This is a genomic window from Pseudomonas purpurea, assembly GCF_039908635.1.
GTDB classification, from domain to species: Bacteria; Pseudomonadota; Gammaproteobacteria; order Pseudomonadales; family Pseudomonadaceae; genus Aquipseudomonas; species Aquipseudomonas purpurea.
In genome coordinates, this window is the sequence record NZ_CP150918.1 from 4,212,078 (window position 1) to 4,227,489 (window position 15,412).

At 57.7% G+C, this 15,412-nt stretch carries 13 protein-coding genes and 2 pseudogenes; 5 read left to right on the forward strand and 10 right to left on the reverse strand.

Features of this window, described 5'->3' with window-relative positions:
• Positions 1 to 144 precede the first annotated feature (144 nt).
• The 6 genes and pseudogenes from flgE to AABM54_RS18905 form a co-directional block, all read right to left on the reverse strand.
• Positions 145 to 1,518 carry a flagellar hook protein FlgE gene (flgE, locus tag AABM54_RS18880; protein WP_347901519.1) on the reverse strand — a complete coding sequence of 458 codons (1,374 nt, stop codon included), beginning with the start codon at positions 1,516 to 1,518 and terminating at the stop codon, positions 145 to 147.
• Between the two features lie 31 nt (positions 1,519 to 1,549).
• Positions 1,550 to 2,279: pseudogene (gene flgD / locus AABM54_RS18885) on the reverse strand (flagellar hook assembly protein FlgD).
• 15 nt (positions 2,280 to 2,294) lie between these two features.
• A complete protein-coding gene (gene flgC / locus AABM54_RS18890) occupies positions 2,295 to 2,738 on the reverse strand; it encodes a flagellar basal body rod protein FlgC (protein ID WP_054593596.1) in 444 nt (147 codons plus the stop codon).
• A gap of 3 nt (positions 2,739 to 2,741) precedes the next feature.
• Positions 2,742 to 3,149, reverse strand: coding sequence for a flagellar basal body rod protein FlgB (gene flgB / locus AABM54_RS18895; protein WP_347901520.1), 408 nt, complete (start codon positions 3,147 to 3,149; stop codon positions 2,742 to 2,744).
• 284 nt (positions 3,150 to 3,433) lie between these two features.
• Complete coding sequence (gene cheR / locus AABM54_RS18900; protein ID WP_347901521.1) at positions 3,434 to 4,261, reverse strand: protein-glutamate O-methyltransferase CheR; 828 nt, start codon at positions 4,259 to 4,261, stop codon at positions 3,434 to 3,436.
• Between the two features lie 46 nt (positions 4,262 to 4,307).
• Positions 4,308 to 5,240 carry a chemotaxis protein CheV gene (locus AABM54_RS18905; RefSeq protein WP_347901522.1) on the reverse strand — a complete coding sequence of 311 codons (933 nt, stop codon included), beginning with the start codon at positions 5,238 to 5,240 and terminating at the stop codon, positions 4,308 to 4,310.
• 78 nt (positions 5,241 to 5,318) lie between these two features.
• Here AABM54_RS18905 and flgA point away from each other — a divergent pair, with 78 nt between their 5' ends.
• The 4 genes from flgA to AABM54_RS18925 all read left to right on the forward strand — a co-directional run bounded on the left by flgA (position 5,319) and on the right by AABM54_RS18925 (position 7,936).
• Positions 5,319 to 6,080 (forward strand): flagellar basal body P-ring formation chaperone FlgA, encoded by a 762-nt coding sequence (gene flgA / locus AABM54_RS18910; RefSeq protein WP_347906256.1) that lies wholly within the window; start codon positions 5,319 to 5,321, stop codon positions 6,078 to 6,080.
• A gap of 165 nt (positions 6,081 to 6,245) precedes the next feature.
• Complete coding sequence (flgM, locus tag AABM54_RS18915; RefSeq protein ID WP_347901523.1) at positions 6,246 to 6,575, forward strand: flagellar biosynthesis anti-sigma factor FlgM; 330 nt, start codon at positions 6,246 to 6,248, stop codon at positions 6,573 to 6,575.
• A 48-nt stretch (positions 6,576 to 6,623) separates the two neighbouring features.
• The gene (locus AABM54_RS18920) at positions 6,624 to 7,091 is read left to right on the forward strand and encodes a flagellar protein FlgN (protein WP_347901524.1); all 468 of its coding nucleotides are present in this window, start codon (positions 6,624 to 6,626) and stop codon (positions 7,089 to 7,091) included.
• A gap of 95 nt (positions 7,092 to 7,186) precedes the next feature.
• A complete protein-coding gene (locus AABM54_RS18925; RefSeq protein WP_347901525.1) occupies positions 7,187 to 7,936 on the forward strand; it encodes a flagellar regulator YcgR PilZN domain-containing protein in 750 nt (249 codons plus the stop codon).
• Between the two features lie 56 nt (positions 7,937 to 7,992).
• On the opposite strand, the gene AABM54_RS18930 is transcribed toward AABM54_RS18925, so the two are convergent.
• The 4 genes and pseudogenes from AABM54_RS18930 to AABM54_RS18945 all read right to left on the reverse strand — a co-directional run bounded on the left by AABM54_RS18930 (position 7,993) and on the right by AABM54_RS18945 (position 13,256).
• Positions 7,993 to 9,351, reverse strand: coding sequence for an MFS transporter (locus AABM54_RS18930; RefSeq protein WP_347901526.1), 1,359 nt, complete (start codon positions 9,349 to 9,351; stop codon positions 7,993 to 7,995).
• 71 nt (positions 9,352 to 9,422) lie between these two features.
• Positions 9,423 to 10,767 (reverse strand): annotated as a pseudogene (locus AABM54_RS18935) (glutamine synthetase family protein).
• A gap of 196 nt (positions 10,768 to 10,963) precedes the next feature.
• Positions 10,964 to 11,656 carry a HAMP domain-containing sensor histidine kinase gene (locus AABM54_RS18940; protein ID WP_347901527.1) on the reverse strand — a complete coding sequence of 231 codons (693 nt, stop codon included), beginning with the start codon at positions 11,654 to 11,656 and terminating at the stop codon, positions 10,964 to 10,966.
• Positions 11,649 to 13,256: a response regulator gene (locus AABM54_RS18945; RefSeq protein ID WP_347901528.1), complete on the reverse strand. Its 1,608-nt coding sequence runs from the start codon at positions 13,254 to 13,256 to the stop codon at positions 11,649 to 11,651. Before AABM54_RS18945 ends, AABM54_RS18940 begins: the two co-directional genes overlap by 8 nt.
• A 475-nt stretch (positions 13,257 to 13,731) precedes the next feature.
• On the opposite strand from AABM54_RS18945, the gene AABM54_RS18950 reads away from it, so the two are divergent.
• Entirely contained in the window at positions 13,732 to 15,204 is a 1,473-nt protein-coding gene (locus tag AABM54_RS18950) for a lysozyme inhibitor LprI family protein (RefSeq protein WP_347901529.1), read from the forward strand.
• The last annotated feature ends 208 nt before the right edge of the window (positions 15,205 to 15,412 follow it).

Sequence of the window (15,412 nt, forward strand, 5' to 3'; positions counted from 1 at the left end):
GAGAATTACGATCAACTGTGGGAGCGAGCTTGCTCGCGATGGCGTCAGCACAGACAACCAAAACCGATTAATTGCCCTAAATCCCGGCCACAAAAAACCCCTCTTTCGAGGGGCTCTTTGTGTATCGCTACCCGCCAGCCAACATCAGGCCATCTGAATGATGGTCTGCATGATGGTGCTTTGAGTGGAGATAGTCTTGGCGTTGGCCTGGTAGTTACTCTGCCCCTTGATCAGGTCGACCAGCTCGTTGGTCAGGTTGACGTTGGAGTCTTCCAGGGAGTTGGACTTGATCGAACCCAGGGTGCCGGTTTGCGGGGTGTCGTACGCCGCAAAACCGGAATCGTAGGTTTGCTTCCAGTTGGTGCCGCCCGCCGGTTGCAGGCCTTGCTCGTTGGTGAAGCTAGCCAGGGAGATCTGACCGATCGCCTTGGATTTGCTGTTGCTGAAGTTGGCGAACAGCGTACCGGTGCCGTCGATGGTCAGGTTGGTGATCTGGCCAGTGGCATAACCGTCCTGGGTCGCGGTCGTACGGTTGGTGTCGGTGTTGAACTGAGTGGTTTTGGTCAGGTCGTTGCTCACGCCCGTGGCATTGCCTGCCGCGCCGTTGGCCTTCCAGACACCGTTGGTGACTGTACCCGGCGTCCAGACACCTGGCCCCATGACGATGGAGTTGTTGGCGACAGTGAACGGGGAGCCAGTTGCCGGCACCGGAGGCGCGATCCCCAGCAGCTTGCCATCGGAACCGAAGGTCATTGTCATCGGTGCCTGGTTGCTTGGTACCGCAGGAATGACCGGAGGCCCCGGGATGGCAGCGACCGCAGGCGTATAAGCACTACCATTGGGGTTACGGCCATCAACCAGCGTGTAGGTCTGCCAGCTGTTTGCACCGGTCTTGACCACATACTGGTCCATTCTGTGCTCGTTGCCCTGGCTGTCAAAAACCGGGGTGCTGAACATATCGGTGTAAGTCGCGAGCTTGCTCGGATCGAACGGCGTGGCAACCGGATCGATGTCTGGCTCCGTCGAGCTCAGGTTGATGCTGGCCGAGATCGCGCTGGTGGTCTTCGGCGCCAGGTTCGACTGATCGATTTTCAGGTCGCTGAGAACACCGTTCATGATCTTGCCGCTGGCATCCACACCGTAACCTTGCAGGCGAGCGGTGCCCGCACTGTTGGTGATGAAGCCATCCTTGTCGACCTTGAAGGTACCGGCACGGGTGAAGGTCAGCGAGCCGTTGTCGCTCAACACAAAGAAGCCCGAACCCTGGATACCCATGTCCAGTACGTTACCGGTGTTGTTGACGTCGCCCTGCGTGAACTGCTGGGAAACGTTGGCCAGGCGCACACCATTACCAATGGTCTTGCTGCCAGTACCCAGCTTGGTCGCCGAGTAAACATCTTCGAATTCTGCGCGGGACGATTTGAAACCGGTGGTCGCGACGTTGGCGATGTTGTTGCCGGTCACGTCCAGCTGTTTGTTGGCTGCATAGAGACCGCTAAGGCCGATATTGAAAGACATAATCCACTCCTTGTTGCCGCGTTAGCCGGCTCTATATACCAATGGTTTGAACTTTGGACAGGGCAATAGGGCCCAGGCCTGCGAGGTTGAGCATCATCTCCCCCCCGTTCTGACTCATCGTCACACTATTGACTGTTGCCGGCAGGTAGGTCACCAGCGAGGTATTTTTGTCATCGATCTTGCTGTTCGCCGCGAAGGTGTACGTGCCCGGCTGAACCTTGACGCCGGCCGAATCGGTACCGTCCCAGACGAAACTGGCGGAACCGGCCTTCTGACTGCCCAGATCGATGGTCTTGACGGTCTTGCCGTCCTTGTCGGTGATTTTCACCGTGACGCTGGCCACCGAGCTCGGCACCGAGATCGAACCGGTGAGGCTCTTGTTCGGATCGACCTGGGCCTTGTCGGTCTGGGCAATCACCGAGCGACCAACCAGCGACGAGGCCTGCAAGGGCCTGCGACGACTTGAACGAGCCGGAGATCGAGTTCACCGAGGTGTTCAGGGTCGTGATGCCTTCCAGGCTGCTGAACTGCGCCAACTGTGCAACGAATGCACTGTTGTCCTGCGGATCGAGCGGGTTCTGGTTTTTCAGCTGGGTCACCAGCAGTTGCAGGAACGAGTCCTTGCCCAGCGACTTGCTACCGGTCTTGCTGTTGGTGGCCGCAGCCAGGCCGTCAGCGCTGGTGGTGGCCGGCGTCTTCTGCGAAGAAGCCGCCAGAATGTCCTTGAGACTCGGCGCGGTGGTGGTATCGGTAATACTCATCTGAGTCGCCCCTTATCACTGACCGAGGGTCAGGACCTTCTGCATCATGGTTTTGGCGGTGTTCATCATTTCCGCGTTCGTCTGGAAAGAACGACTGGCGGAAATCATGTCGGCCATTTCTTCGACCACGTTGACGTTCGGGTAGTAGACGTAGCCCTTGGCGTCGGCGGCCGGATGGTTCGGCTCGTAGCGCGCTTCAAGGTTGCTCTGGTCTTCGACCACGCCCAGCACCTGCACGCCCTGGCCGGCGGCGTCCTGGTTCTGGAACAGCGAATTGCTGCCGCCGCTTTGGCCGCCCTGGAACATGGTGGCGAACACCGGGTGACGGGCGCGATAGGTCTGATCGATGCTCGAAGAGACGGTCTCGGCGTTGGCGATGTTACTGGCGACGGTGTTCAAGCGAGTGGTCTGGGCACTCATGCCACTACCGGCAATATTGAAAACACTGGATAGAGACATGAATTACTCCCCGCGCAGGGCTGAAACCAGCCCTTTGAATTTGCTGTTGAGCAGCGTGAAGCTGGCCTGGAAGCCCACTGCGTTTTCCGCGTAGTTGGACTGTTCCAGTTGGGCGTCCACGGTGTTCTGGTCGATCGACGGCTGCATCGGCGTGCGATACATCAACGACTCGTCACCATTGCCCAGGCCTTGCGCTTCGATATGACGGTTATTGGTCATGTTCAAAGCGATAGTGCCGTTCTTGTGCTTGTCGTTCTGTGCGGCCAGCACAGCCGAGAAGTCCAGATCCCGAGCCTTATAGTTCGGGGTGTCGGCGTTGGTGATGTTGTTGGCCAGGACTTCGGCGCGCTGTGCGCGAAAGCCCAATGCCTTTTCATGGATACCGAGCGCTTTATCGAAGCTGATGCTCATGTCGGAAACCTTCGGGTGACCTGATTTTTCGTAACCTGAACATAGCAAGTGGCGTGCCAGTTTTTAAAACCCCATAAACCGGGGCTTTGCGGGCAGCGGCAACGCGGCAATGCCAGAAAAGCGGCAACCGTTTTCCGTCGCCTGCCGCTTTTCTGCCGCCTCTCCCTGGCAATGACAGCTCTTGGAGCCAGCTCGGCGCCTACCAAAGCGTGGTGATCTTGCAGGCAAAAAAAACGGGAGCCCCTGAGGACTCCCGTTTTCATGCAACACCCGTTATCGGCGAATCACTTCGCCTGATAGATGATCCCAGGGCTGCATTGCACCATCTGGTAGTGATCCGGCAAACCGTTCAGCGCCTCGGAAGCACCAAGGAACAGATAGCCACCCGGCTTGAGCGTGCTGTGGATGCGCATCAGGATGTCTTTCTTCACCTCGGCGGAGAAGTAGATCAGCACGTTGCGGCAAAACACGATGTCGAACTTGCCCAGGCTGGCGTAGCTGTCCAGCAGGTTGAACGAGCGAAACTCGACGCGGCTCTTGATCGGCGCCTTCACCGCCCAGCGCCCCGGCCCTTTCGGGTCGAAGTAACGCTGCAAGCGCTCCGACGACAAACCGCGACCGATGGCCAGGCTGTCGTACTCGCCGGTCTTGCAGTTGTTCAACATCGTGCCGGACAAATCGGTGGCAACGATCTGCACACCCATTTTCAGCTGACCCATGTTGACGCGCTCGAACTCGTCGATCGACATCGACAGCGAATATGGTTCCTGCCCCGACGAACACGCCGCCGACCAGATCCGCAAACGCTGGCCAGGGCTGGCCTTGATCGCTTCGGGCAGCACCTTGTTCTTGAGCACTTCAAACGGATAGGTATCACGAAACCACAGGGTTTCGTTGGTCGTCATCGCGTCCACAACCATCTCGCGCAAACCACTGCGCGGCTGGGTCTGGATGCGCTGAACCAACTCACCCAACGATTTGATGCCTTGCTGTTCCATCAGTTTGTTGAGACGGCTCGACACCAGATACTGCTTGTTTTCACCGAGCAAAATGCCACAGGCTTTTTCCAGAAACACCCGGAACTGTTCGAAATCCAAATTACCCGTAGACAAAGATGCCGCCTCTTAAATCGTATTGACCGCCAAGGGCAAAGGCCCTTTAGCTGTTGTCTGCTGCTTTGATCCGGGCGACTACCCGGGATGCCAGGTCATCAGGACGGAATTTGGCAAGGAAGTCATCGGCACCGACCTTCTTCACCATCGCCTGATTGAACACACCCGACAACGAAGTATGCAGGATGATATGGAGCTTTTGCATGCGTGGGTCGTTGCGGATCTCGGCCGTGAGGGTGTAACCATCCATTTCGGGCATTTCGATGTCGGAGATCATCATCAAGAATTCCTCTTCCGGCTTCTTGCCCTCGTCGACCAGCTTGCGCAGGTAATCCAGCGCTTGCCGACCGTCGTTCAACGCAACAACATCCACACCCACCGTTTGCAGGCAACGCGTGACCTGCTTGCGCGCCACCGACGAGTCATCGACCGTCAGCACCCGCAGGGAAACCGCTTTGTTCTGCGTCTCGACATCCACTACGCCGACCGAAATCGCTTCCGAAGTGGGCGCCACTTCCGCCAGTATCTTTTCAACGTCGATGATTTCGACTAACTGATTGTCCACTCGAGTCACAGCCGTCAGGTAGTGATCGCGTCCGGTGCCCTTGGGCGGCGGATGGATCTCTTCCCAGTTCATGTTGACGATGCGCTCGACCGACCGAACCAGAAAACCCTGAGTCTTGGTGTTGTACTCCGTGATGATCACGAAGGGATTGCTTTGGTCCTGCAAACCGCCGGACCCGGTCGCCATCGCCAGATCGAGAATCGGAATGGTCGCCCCACGAATATTCGCCACACCGCACACGACAGGACTGGATTTGGGCATCACGGTCAGCTTGGGGCATTGCAGCACCTCGCGTACCTTGAACACGTTGATCCCGTAAAGCTGCTGGCCGTCGAGACGGAACAACAACAGCTCCAGGCGATTCTGCCCTACCAGTTGCGTGCGCTGGTTTACCGAATCCATTACACCAGCCATGCCCAGACTCCTACACCAACACCTAAGTTCCGACGCACATTCATTGCTAAACGGCACGGGGCTTGCTTTTTAACTGTCATGAACGCAAAAACGACATTTTCCCGACGCCTGACATCCACCTGCCGCAAATGGCTGTGCGCAGTATCAGCCGTCTGCCTTTTCAACGCTGGCAGCCCTGCCCTTGCTGACTCGGTTACCTTGCCTGATCTACTTATCGGCGTCACTCAGGGCTTTCTTGAATTCACCGTAGAGGACTATCTGGCCACCAGTCAAACCGAGGGCCGCTACGAAATCGAAGTCAACCAGCTCGACCCGCGCCTGCGCATGCCACTTTGCGACAAGGAATTGACAGCCACCCTGGAGAGTCCGGCCAGGCCATTGGGACGGGTAACCGTGAGGGTTCGTTGCGACGGCGCCTCACCCTGGACAGTCTTCGTGCCCGCTCAAGTCCGCCTGTTTCGGGAGATTGTCACGACCACGCGCCCCCTCAAGCGCGCCGGCATCATCGAGCCCCAGGATGTTGCATTGCGTGAGCGTGATATCAGCCTGATCAACCAGGGCTACCTGACCTCTGTCGATCAGGCCATCGGGCAAAAACTTGTCCGACCAATGGTCACCGATCAGGTCATTACGCTGGTCCATCTGGAACAGGCAGAAGTCATACGCAAGGGTGATCAGGTCGTCATCACCGCCCGCAGCGGGACACTCAGCGTGCGGATGCCTGGCGAAGCGCTGTCCAATGGAGGGATGAGCGAACAGATTCGAGTGAAAAACCTCAACTCGCAGCGTGTGATCAAGGCCCAGGTCATCGCACCGGGCCAGGTGGAAGTGGCCATGTAGGGCTCTTTGTTGGTGAAGAAGTGGCGCGCCACTCGACTGTTCCCTAAACTGTGGCGCATACCGGGCAACCGCTGACGCCTGCACGCTCACTGATAAATGAGCCTAAAGTTTTTCCGGGTATGGCCGAAAACATGGCAAGCGTCCAAATACCCAGAGGTTTTCATCATGGTCATCGATTTCAGCCGTTTGCATAACGCCCCCAGCACACTCACCGGTAGTACGCGTACCAGCGCCAACAAGGAAACCGCCGAGACCGGCAAATCCGCGCCGCTGAATACCCCGGCCGAACAGGCCAGTACCGTCAAAAGCGGGGAATCGGTACACCTCAGTAATGAGGCTCAACAGTTGCAGAAGGTCACTGACAAGCTGCGCGATCAACCTGCCGTCGACAAAGCCCGCGTGGCAGAGTTGAAAGCAGCGATTGCCGATGGCAGCTATAAAGTCGACAGCAACCGTGTAGCCAGCAAACTGCTCAACTTCGAAGCCCAGCGCTAGGCAAAGGCCTGCGCCAGGCTTTTGGACGCTTAAAACCCAAGGCCAGCCATGCACGACACTAATTTACTGCAGTTGATCACCGACGACTTTGCTCCAGCTCAACATTTGCTGGAGTTGTTGCAGACCGAATCCCTCGCCCTGCATGGTCGCGACATGCCGCTGCTGGAAGAAATTCTGGCGCAAAAACAGGCATTGATCATTCTGCTGGAGCAGCATGGTCGCAAGCGCAGCGAGATTCTCCAGAGTCTCAACCTGCCCACCGATCGCACCGGCCTGGAACAACTGGCCGAGCACTCCAGCATTGGCGACGAACTGCTGTCCCAGAGCGATGTACTCAATCAGCTGCTGACCGACTGCAAGATCGCCAACGAACTCAACGGCCGCTCGATCCAGGTCCAGCAAGCCACGACCGCCAACCAGCTGAAAATCCTCACCGGCGGCGAACCCCCTGCCCTTTATGATGCTCGCGGCTCAACCGCCAAAATGGCGAAACCGCGCCCGCTCAGTCAGGCTTGAAATCCGCAATGAACGCGCCCTATCAAGGCGCGAAACATGCTGGCAAAATGCTGGCTTCTGCGTGTCGTCGTATTTTGTCTGGAGATTGATAAACCGTGTTCAACGCCTTAAACGCGGAAGATGCTCCGCAGCCACCCAAGGTGCTTACCACGCCTCTGGAAATCGCCGGCAACCTGCGGCAGCTGCAAGAGAGCCATGATCCCCTGATCATCACTTTCCACGAGCGCAGCCAGCGCTTCCAAAGCTACCTGGTCGATGTGGACCGAGACGGCAACATGCTCGCCCTGGACGAAATGATCCCTCGCGACGGTGAACGTTTCCTGCTTGCAGGTGAACCCTTCCGGGTTGAAGGCTTTCATGATGGCGTGCGTATTGCCTGGGAATGCACCGGAACACTGACCATCGACGAGTCCAACGGCGGCCGCTGCTACCGTGGCACCCTGCCCGATGAAGTGGTCTACCACCAGCGTCGCAATGCCTTCCGCGCAGCCTTGAAACTGGCGCAACTGGTGAACATCGAACTCAGTGGCGAAAAACTCAAGGCCCCAATCAGTGGCAAGCTGCTGGATATCTCGGCTACGGGCTGCAAGCTGCGCTTCGAGGGCGACATTTCGGATCGACTGCAACTGGGCCAGGTCTATGAGCGCTTTATCGCAGCCCTGCCATTTGGCAGCATGACCGCTCCGGTCGAGCTGCGTTACCTGCACTTCGAAGAAAAAATTTCCACCACCTTCGCTGGCGTGCGCTTTCACAACATGAGCGGCCTGGTGCAACGGCAAGTGGAACGCTTCGTCTATCAGCTACAACGCGAAGCACGCCGCTTCGATAAAGACGACGATCTCTGACCGGCAGCCAGACATGAAAACGGGCAATCCCTTTGGGGGATTGCCCGTTTTTCGTTCTAGGGCCTGGCCTCGGTGAAGCTTTGCGTGCGCTCAGGCTTCGGCTCTTCAGGATTCGCCGGCGGATCAGGCTCAAGCTCAGGATCAGAATTAAGGGGGCCCTGCATCTGATCGTGCACGACCTGCTCGTCGACACGCGGATCAAGTGCGGCCACCAGTGGAGAGCTGGACATGCTGTCCGGCATGGCCACATGGTGCAGTGGCGCATCGTCGACCTGATGCAGATTGGTCACGGCCTTCGGCCGGATGCGCCAGACCAGCACCAACGCAAAGAAGCTGAAAAACGCGTAAAGCATCTGGCTGCCAAACAACTTCATCAGCACCCCCGCCGCCAACGGTCCGATGCTCGCCCCCACGCCGTAAGTCACCAACAACATCGCGGTCAGCGAGACCCGACGGTCGCCCTCCACATGGTCGTTGGAGAAGGCCACCGCCAACGGATAGAGGCAGAACTGCACCAGCGAACACAGGAACCCGGCAACGAACAGCACCTCCAGCGGCACCTGCGGCAGAATCGCCAACGGCAATGCCGCCACTGCCAGGGAAAACGCAAAGCAGCGAATCAGCAGTGCGCGATCATAGCGGTCCGATAACCAGCCCAGCGGCCACTGCACCACCAACCCGGCAAAGATGCAGCTACCCATGAACAAGCCGACCTGCTCGGTGCTCAGCCCTTGCTGAGACGCATACAACGGCGCCAAACCGTAAAAGGAACCGACAATCAACCCGGCCCCGAGCACCGTACTCAGCGACTGCGGCACACGCTTGATGAAGAAGCGCGGCTCCATCGGTGCCGGGTGCAAAGGCGCCGGGTGAATCCGTCGGGTCAGCGCCACTGGCACCAGGCACAGTGCAAAACACAGCGCGACCAGCATCAGCAGTTCGAGCCCCAGGGAGGGGTGCATGACCAGAATCAACTGCCCCAGCACCAACCCCAGGTAGGAAGCGATCATGTAGCCGCTGAACACCAGGCCGCGTTGCTTGGCCTCGGCCTGCTCGTTCAGCCAGCTCTCGATGACCATGTACTGGCACATCATCCCCAGGCCTACGATCACCCGCAGCACCAGCCAGGCTGGCAGCCAATCGACCAGGCCATGACCCAACACGGCCGCCCCGACAATCCCGGCACACGCCGCATAAGCACGAATGTGGCCGACCCGGGCGATCAGTCGGTGACCGATCTTTCCGCCCAACACCAGACCGAAATAGTTGGCGGCCATCAATGCACCGACCCACAGACTATCGACATGGTCTGCCGCCAGGCGCAACGCCAGGTAAGTACTCAAAAGGCCCGAGCCGATCAACATCATCAGCGAGGCGAAATACAATGCTCGAAAGGATTTCCAGATTTGGCGCATCGGCGTTCCGAGCGGCTCCTTGCAGTGAGTACCGGGCTACCGACAACGATAGCCCGATGGCGACGGGTCAGTTATGCCTGGGCCGCTAAAACACGCCGCTCCCAGGGAGTTATTTCGTCAAAGAAACTGGTCAACTCCATGGTTTTCGAAGCGATGTAGCCTTCGATGAACTCCTTGCCGAACAGTTCCCTGGCCAACTGGCTACGCTTGAGACGCTCAAGAGCGGCATGCAAGGTACACGGCAACGACAAGCTGTCCGGTACTTCAAACTCGCCTTGAATCGCCGCACCCGGCTCAAGCTCGTTTTCAATCCCGTAAAGCCCCGCTGCCAGGCTGGCCGCAATCGCCAGATAAGGGTTGGCATCGGCACCCGGCAAGCGGTTCTCGACCCGCCGCGCCACGGGCGAACTGGCCGGAATCCGCAAACCCGCTGCCCGATTGTCGTGAGACCAACAGGCATTGTTCGGCGACGCATAAGGATGGCACAAGCGCTGATAGGAATTCACGTTCGGCGCAAACAACGCAGTGAAATCCGCCATGCAGGCCTGCTGACCGCCAATGAAATGGAAGAAGGTCGGCGTCGGCTCACCCGCCGCGTCACTGAACACGTTCTGCCCACTGCCGATCTCGACAATGCTCTGATGAATATGCATCGAACTGCCCGGCGTATGCGCCAACGGCTTGGCCATGCACACCACGGTCAACCCATGCTTGAGAGCGACTTCCTTGAGCAAGTGCTTGAAGAGGAAGGTCTGGTCAGCCAGCAACAGCGGATCGCCATGCAGCAGATTGATTTCGAACTGACTGATGCCCATTTCGTGCATGAAGGTATCGCGGGGCAAGCCCAGCGCCGCCATGCACGCGTAGACCTCACTGAAAAACGGCCGCAAGCCGTTGTTGGAACTGACACTGAACGCCGAATAACCCGCCTCGCGTCGGCCGTCCAGGCCCACCGGCGGCTGAAACGGCTGGGTCGGGTCGGTGTTGGGCGCGAACACGAAAAACTCCAACTCGGTTGCCACCACTGGCGCCAGGGCCTCGGGCCGCGTACCGCGCAATCACCGCCTTCAATTGACCTCGGGTCGAGAGCCCGGAGCTTTCGCCGCTCAACTCGTCGGCGTCACAGATCGCCAAGGCTCTGGGCTGTTTGCTCCAGGGTAAAGGGTGAATGTGCTGCGGATCGGCCACCAACGCCAGATCGCCGTCGTCGCTGCCGTAAAACCTGGCAGGCGGATAACCCCCCATGATGCATTGCAGCAGCACACCACGCGCCATCTGCAACCGCCGCCCCTCGAGGAAACCCTCAGCCGTCATCACTTTGCCGCGAGGCACGCCGTTAAGGTCCGGAGTGACACACTCAATCTCATCAATGCCGGTCAATCGCTGTGCGAGTGAACTCTGGCCATCGGTCGTCATGACTCAATCCTTGTTGTTATACAGCCGCGAACGGCGACCCGTACAAAATACGCATCACCCGTTCAGGATTTCAAGCACAGACACGCAAAAAGCCGCACAGCAAGGCATTAACCCTGCAGCGCGCCACTGTGCAAACGCTTATTCAGAGTCATGGGGGAAGCAGGCGACTCATTGAACGAGTCGCCTGGCGACAAGCTCAAGGCAGGTAAAGAGAGAACAGCCCGCCGCCCAAAGGGCCGCCGTTACTGATTTCGATGCGGCCATGCACACCGTTGCGCTGATGCAGCTCGGCAATACGTGCAGCGAAATACAGACCCAGCCCGGTACTGCCACTGTGCTGATTGATGCCTTGCACATAATCAGCCTGACGCTCGATCATTTGCGCCGGGTAACCCTCGCCGTCGTCGTTGATGCACAGCACCAACTGCCCGGCCTCCTCGCGCGCACTGACCTGCAGCGCACCCCGCGTGTACCGCAAGGCGTTGTTGATGATGTTGGCCAACACCGAGTCGACCAACCCTCGGTCAAAGAAGCCAAGGGGACTGAAGTCGTCCACCTCGTAGGTCGCGCGGATACCACGATTGGCGAACACGTCCCGGTGAACGGCCAACTGCGCTTCGATAAAGTCATCCAGCTCATGGTAATCAGGCTGCAAGGGCAATTGGTTGACGCCCAACTTATACAGCCCGAGCAGTTGCACCAGCATGCCATTGAGGTGCGCGAACTCGTATTCGATCACACGCTGCTCAGGGGTTTGCCGCTGCCCGTCAGGCAAACGCGAAAGCCATTGCCCATGGGTTTGCATGAGCAAGGCCAGGGAATTTTTCATGTCGTGCACGGTGGAGGCAATCACCGTCGAAAAGTCGAGCCCCTTTTGACCGTCACTCATTCGCGAACGCCTTGATTTTCAGCTTCTGGTAACGCGCAAAACGCGGGTCGCTGTCAGGCATCAGACCGACCATTTTCAACGCGGCCTGACATTCTTCCAGCAACGCCCCATCGAGGCCGGCATCGGCGCCGTGCAACAACGACTGCGCCATGTTCAAGGCAATACTGATGTTCTTTGGCTGCATGGCCAGCGCGCGCCGGAACAACTCCCGCGCCTCGCTCAACGTGCCCGCCTTGTAGCTGCGCACGCCCTGACGGTTAAGGTCGGCGGCGGCGTTACCGGAGTTGAGGATATTCGGGTCGTCAGTCAACTTGGCGATGCCCTGCATCACCGCCGGATCGTCACCGTAGATCTCTGCACAGTTCTTCAGCATCGACGCACCGGCGTCAGCCTGCCCCAGCATCTGCAATTGCTTGGCAACCAGCAGCGCCGCTTCGGCACTCATGAACTGCTCCATGCCATCGAGCCTGGCCATGGCTTGTTCAGTCAGTTTTTCGGCGGTTTCGGCATCGTTGAGCAGCAGGCTGGTGGCCTTCATCAACCGCGCACGGATCTGCAGGCCAGGGTCATTGATGTTTTCCTTGGCCACCAGGCTGAGCGTCTGGTTGATCTCGAGTCGGGTCCGGGTATCCAGACCCTTTTCGCTGCCCTTGCTGATCAGCGCCTGGGCCAGGCCGAGATTGCTCTCCGGGTCCTTGAAACGCGACTGCGCGCCTTGAGCCACTGCCTGACGATAAGCCTTGGAGGCACTCTCGAAATCTTCGTTGGCCAAGGCCAGTTTGCCGAGCAACGACTGGCGGCGAACAGCCAGGGGCGACAACCGGACGGCCTCTTCCAGAACACTCTGCGCACGCTTGGGGTCACCCTGGGCGATCAGCACGTCCGCCATCCCGTCGTACAGCGCCGGCATCATCGGGAACGCCTTCAACCCGGCCTCATACACATTCTTGGCCTGCGTCACCTGCCCCCGCTTGATCAGCGAGCGCCCCAGACCTGCGTAAGCCCAAGGCAACGGCCGTTCAGCCAGAATGGTATTGAGAAAGCGCTCAAGCGCCTCGTGCTGATTAAGGTCGCGCAGCGCATCAGCCCGAAAGCGCTGACACAATGGCGCATAACGCGGGTCCTGCTTGCAAAGCGCAACGCAGGCTGCCAACACCTCGGCAGGCTTGCCACGATCAAGGGCTTGCAGGATCGGCTTAAGCAACGTCTTGCGCTGCACCAGTCGCTCCAACCGTTGAGCCAGGCCGGAGCGATTGAAAGGCTTGGTCAGGTAAGCATCCGGCTCATGCTCCAGGGCACTGAGCACCATGGCCTGACTGGTCTCGGCCGTGACCATGACAAACACACTTTCGTGACTGATCAGCTTGTCGACCATCAGGTCTTCAAGCACCTGCTGGCCATTCTTCTTGCCGTCGCCCAGGTGAAAGTCCTGCAGGATGAAGTCGTAGCGCTTCTGCGCGCACATGCGCAGCGCCACCTCGCCGGTGTCGGCCGTGTCTACATCCTTGACGCCCAGCTCGCGCAACATCGACCTGACCGAACTACGGAAATCCGAGAAATCATCGACGATCAAAAAGCTTTTTTGGTGGTACGCCAGCATCGAAGATTCCAGGCAAGTAAGAAGATGAACCCAAAGGCAAATACAAGGACGAGCTCAACTTCGCTGCCCGTTTCGGCGCGCAGATGATAGCTAGCAGCCATAGGCTATCAAGCAATATTTCACAAACCTGCGATCACTGTTGCCTGCCGCACGCTTAGGGCTCATCGAGTTATCGGCCACTTGCAGCTTTCCCTTATAGGGAGCGAGCATGCAATTACCTAATTTACTGACATAAAAGCAGATTTTGCGATGCCGCGGATTGGTAGCGAGCCGTTTCCGAGCCCCATAGCGAGAACTAACGCGCAGATGTCATGCCGGATAGACAAGGAAAATGATCGAAAGAGCAGCCAGTGGATCCTGGACACGCTTTAGCGTCGATCATGACACAATCAGAATCGCGCTTGAGGCGGCCCTATAGGGGGTATCAGTTTCTTGCGAAAGACCCGCTGCACTGGCCGGTCTACCTGACCCCAGGGTGTTTGCTTCGCTGCCGTCGTTTCCTGAGCGGAAACCACCAAAACATGCTGGCGCTGCACTGACGTTATTAATACAAGGATTTATTACTGTGCACATCAAGGCACGCCATATTCTGTCCGCTTGCGCCCTGCTGTCTATCCAGAACGCACTTGCATCGGGAATGGACTGTACAAAAGCAACCACCTCTGTTGAAAAGACGATTTGCGCAGATACCGAACTGTATCGACTGGATACACACATGGGCTGGGCTTACCAAGGGCTGGTAGAAGCCAACCCCCAGGCACATCCTGAATTGAGAGAAGCCCAGCGCCTCTGGATGAGACAGCGCGATCAGTGTGCCGAGGACAAGTCCTGCCTCACGCTTAGCTACAACGGGCGCCTAGAGGCATTGAAACCCTTATGGACAGAAGCCCTCACCTACCAACCTGATGAACTAGACAAGCAAGTATCAGAAGACCTGCGACAGACCATCGACAGAAAACGCCACGCCAATGCAGAGTTCCCGCTAGAGCGCACACTGAAAGAACTCTCTATAAAGAAAGGGGTTACTACATTTTCAAACGTCAACGATGACGAGAACGCCCTGAGCGACGCACACTTCCCCAAAGTCATCCCCAAAGGTGTCACAAAGGACGAATGGAAGGCCTTGAATGCGTCCAAGGTTGAGGGTGCCGGCGAGTTCGGTAATACCTCGTACAGCCTGATGGACCTGGACGGCGATGGATTAAGAGACCTTGTTGTAGCGACCTATTCAGGCGGCACTGGCTTGTTCACTTTCATAGAAACGTTTCGACGGAACGGAGAAACGTTCGCCAGAACAAGACGTGATTTCGATCCCGAGTGGAGCTCTGAAAGCGCTCTGCTTTCTATCAATGATCGAGGTGCGGACCAAGCCGTCAACTGGATAAAAGTTCGCGGCCGTGTTTATGCAGCCTACCGCAACAGCTACTACGGGGTTGATCACCTCTACCTGCTGAACCCTCTGAAGAAGATAGGCATAGCACCCACTGTAACGGTTAACTACCGCTATCAGCTGTCTATCCCCAGGACTCAAAAAGACGAAACCAGCGGTTCGAACAAAACCTTGGACGTCGCCCTACATAAAGCACTGACTCAAGCGCTGACCAACGTGAGCAAAACCGAGGCGAAAGATATAGGCGACCAGAGCCGCCCGCTATGCCCCATCCCGCCAACAGCAGAAGACCCCAGTGTGTATTACAGTTTCAGGCCCGGACACTACAGCTTCGAAATAGTCGCAGATATGCCAGTCATGATCGGCAAGCAGTGTTACATAGGGAGGATGATGAGTTGGTTTGGAAGGTACAGCGCCGAACATGGGCTTGGCGCTCAATTGGTACTTCGCAAACCGGAGTTCGATCCAGGCGAACGCAGCTATCAGATCAATGGACAACGAAGTGCGACTGATGTGACCACCTCCATGAGCACAGTCGAAGGGGACGATGGCATGTAGGAGAGCTCCGAACACACCCTCCGATAAGTAGAAAGACCAGCTCAGCAGCGGACCAGGCACTGTAGGCGCCATCCATTTCAACAAGCCTGGCTTGTTGTATGGCTGGCGCACCTGATCAATCGTCAAACCCGGCAAGGGTTGATTTCCGCTGATGGCTTTATCGCAGGCAAAACAAAACCCCTACCTGCATACGCAGATAGGGGTTTCG

Bases quoted from the DNA above. Each gene is read 5' to 3' on its own strand.
- flgE (WP_347901519.1), bottom strand. From the start codon at position 1,518: ATGTCTTTCAATATCGGCCTTAGCGGTCTCTATGCAGCCAACAAACAG.
- flgC (WP_054593596.1), bottom strand. From the start codon at position 2,738: ATGTCTCTATCCAGTGTTTTCAATATTGCCGGTAGTGGCATGAGTGCC.
- flgB (WP_347901520.1), bottom strand. From the start codon at position 3,149: ATGAGCATCAGCTTCGATAAAGCGCTCGGTATCCATGAAAAGGCATTG.
- AABM54_RS18905 (WP_347901522.1), bottom strand. From the start codon at position 5,240: ATGGCTGGTGTAATGGATTCGGTAAACCAGCGCACGCAACTGGTAGGG.
- flgA (WP_347906256.1), top strand. From the start codon at position 5,319: ATGAACGCAAAAACGACATTTTCCCGACGCCTGACATCCACCTGCCGC.
- flgM (WP_347901523.1), top strand. From the start codon at position 6,246: ATGGTCATCGATTTCAGCCGTTTGCATAACGCCCCCAGCACACTCACC.
- AABM54_RS18920 (WP_347901524.1), top strand. From the start codon at position 6,624: ATGCACGACACTAATTTACTGCAGTTGATCACCGACGACTTTGCTCCA.
- AABM54_RS18930 (WP_347901526.1), bottom strand. From the start codon at position 9,351: ATGCGCCAAATCTGGAAATCCTTTCGAGCATTGTATTTCGCCTCGCTG.
- AABM54_RS18940 (WP_347901527.1), bottom strand. From the start codon at position 11,656: ATGAGTGACGGTCAAAAGGGGCTCGACTTTTCGACGGTGATTGCCTCC.
- AABM54_RS18945 (WP_347901528.1), bottom strand. From the start codon at position 13,256: ATGCTGGCGTACCACCAAAAAAGCTTTTTGATCGTCGATGATTTCTCG.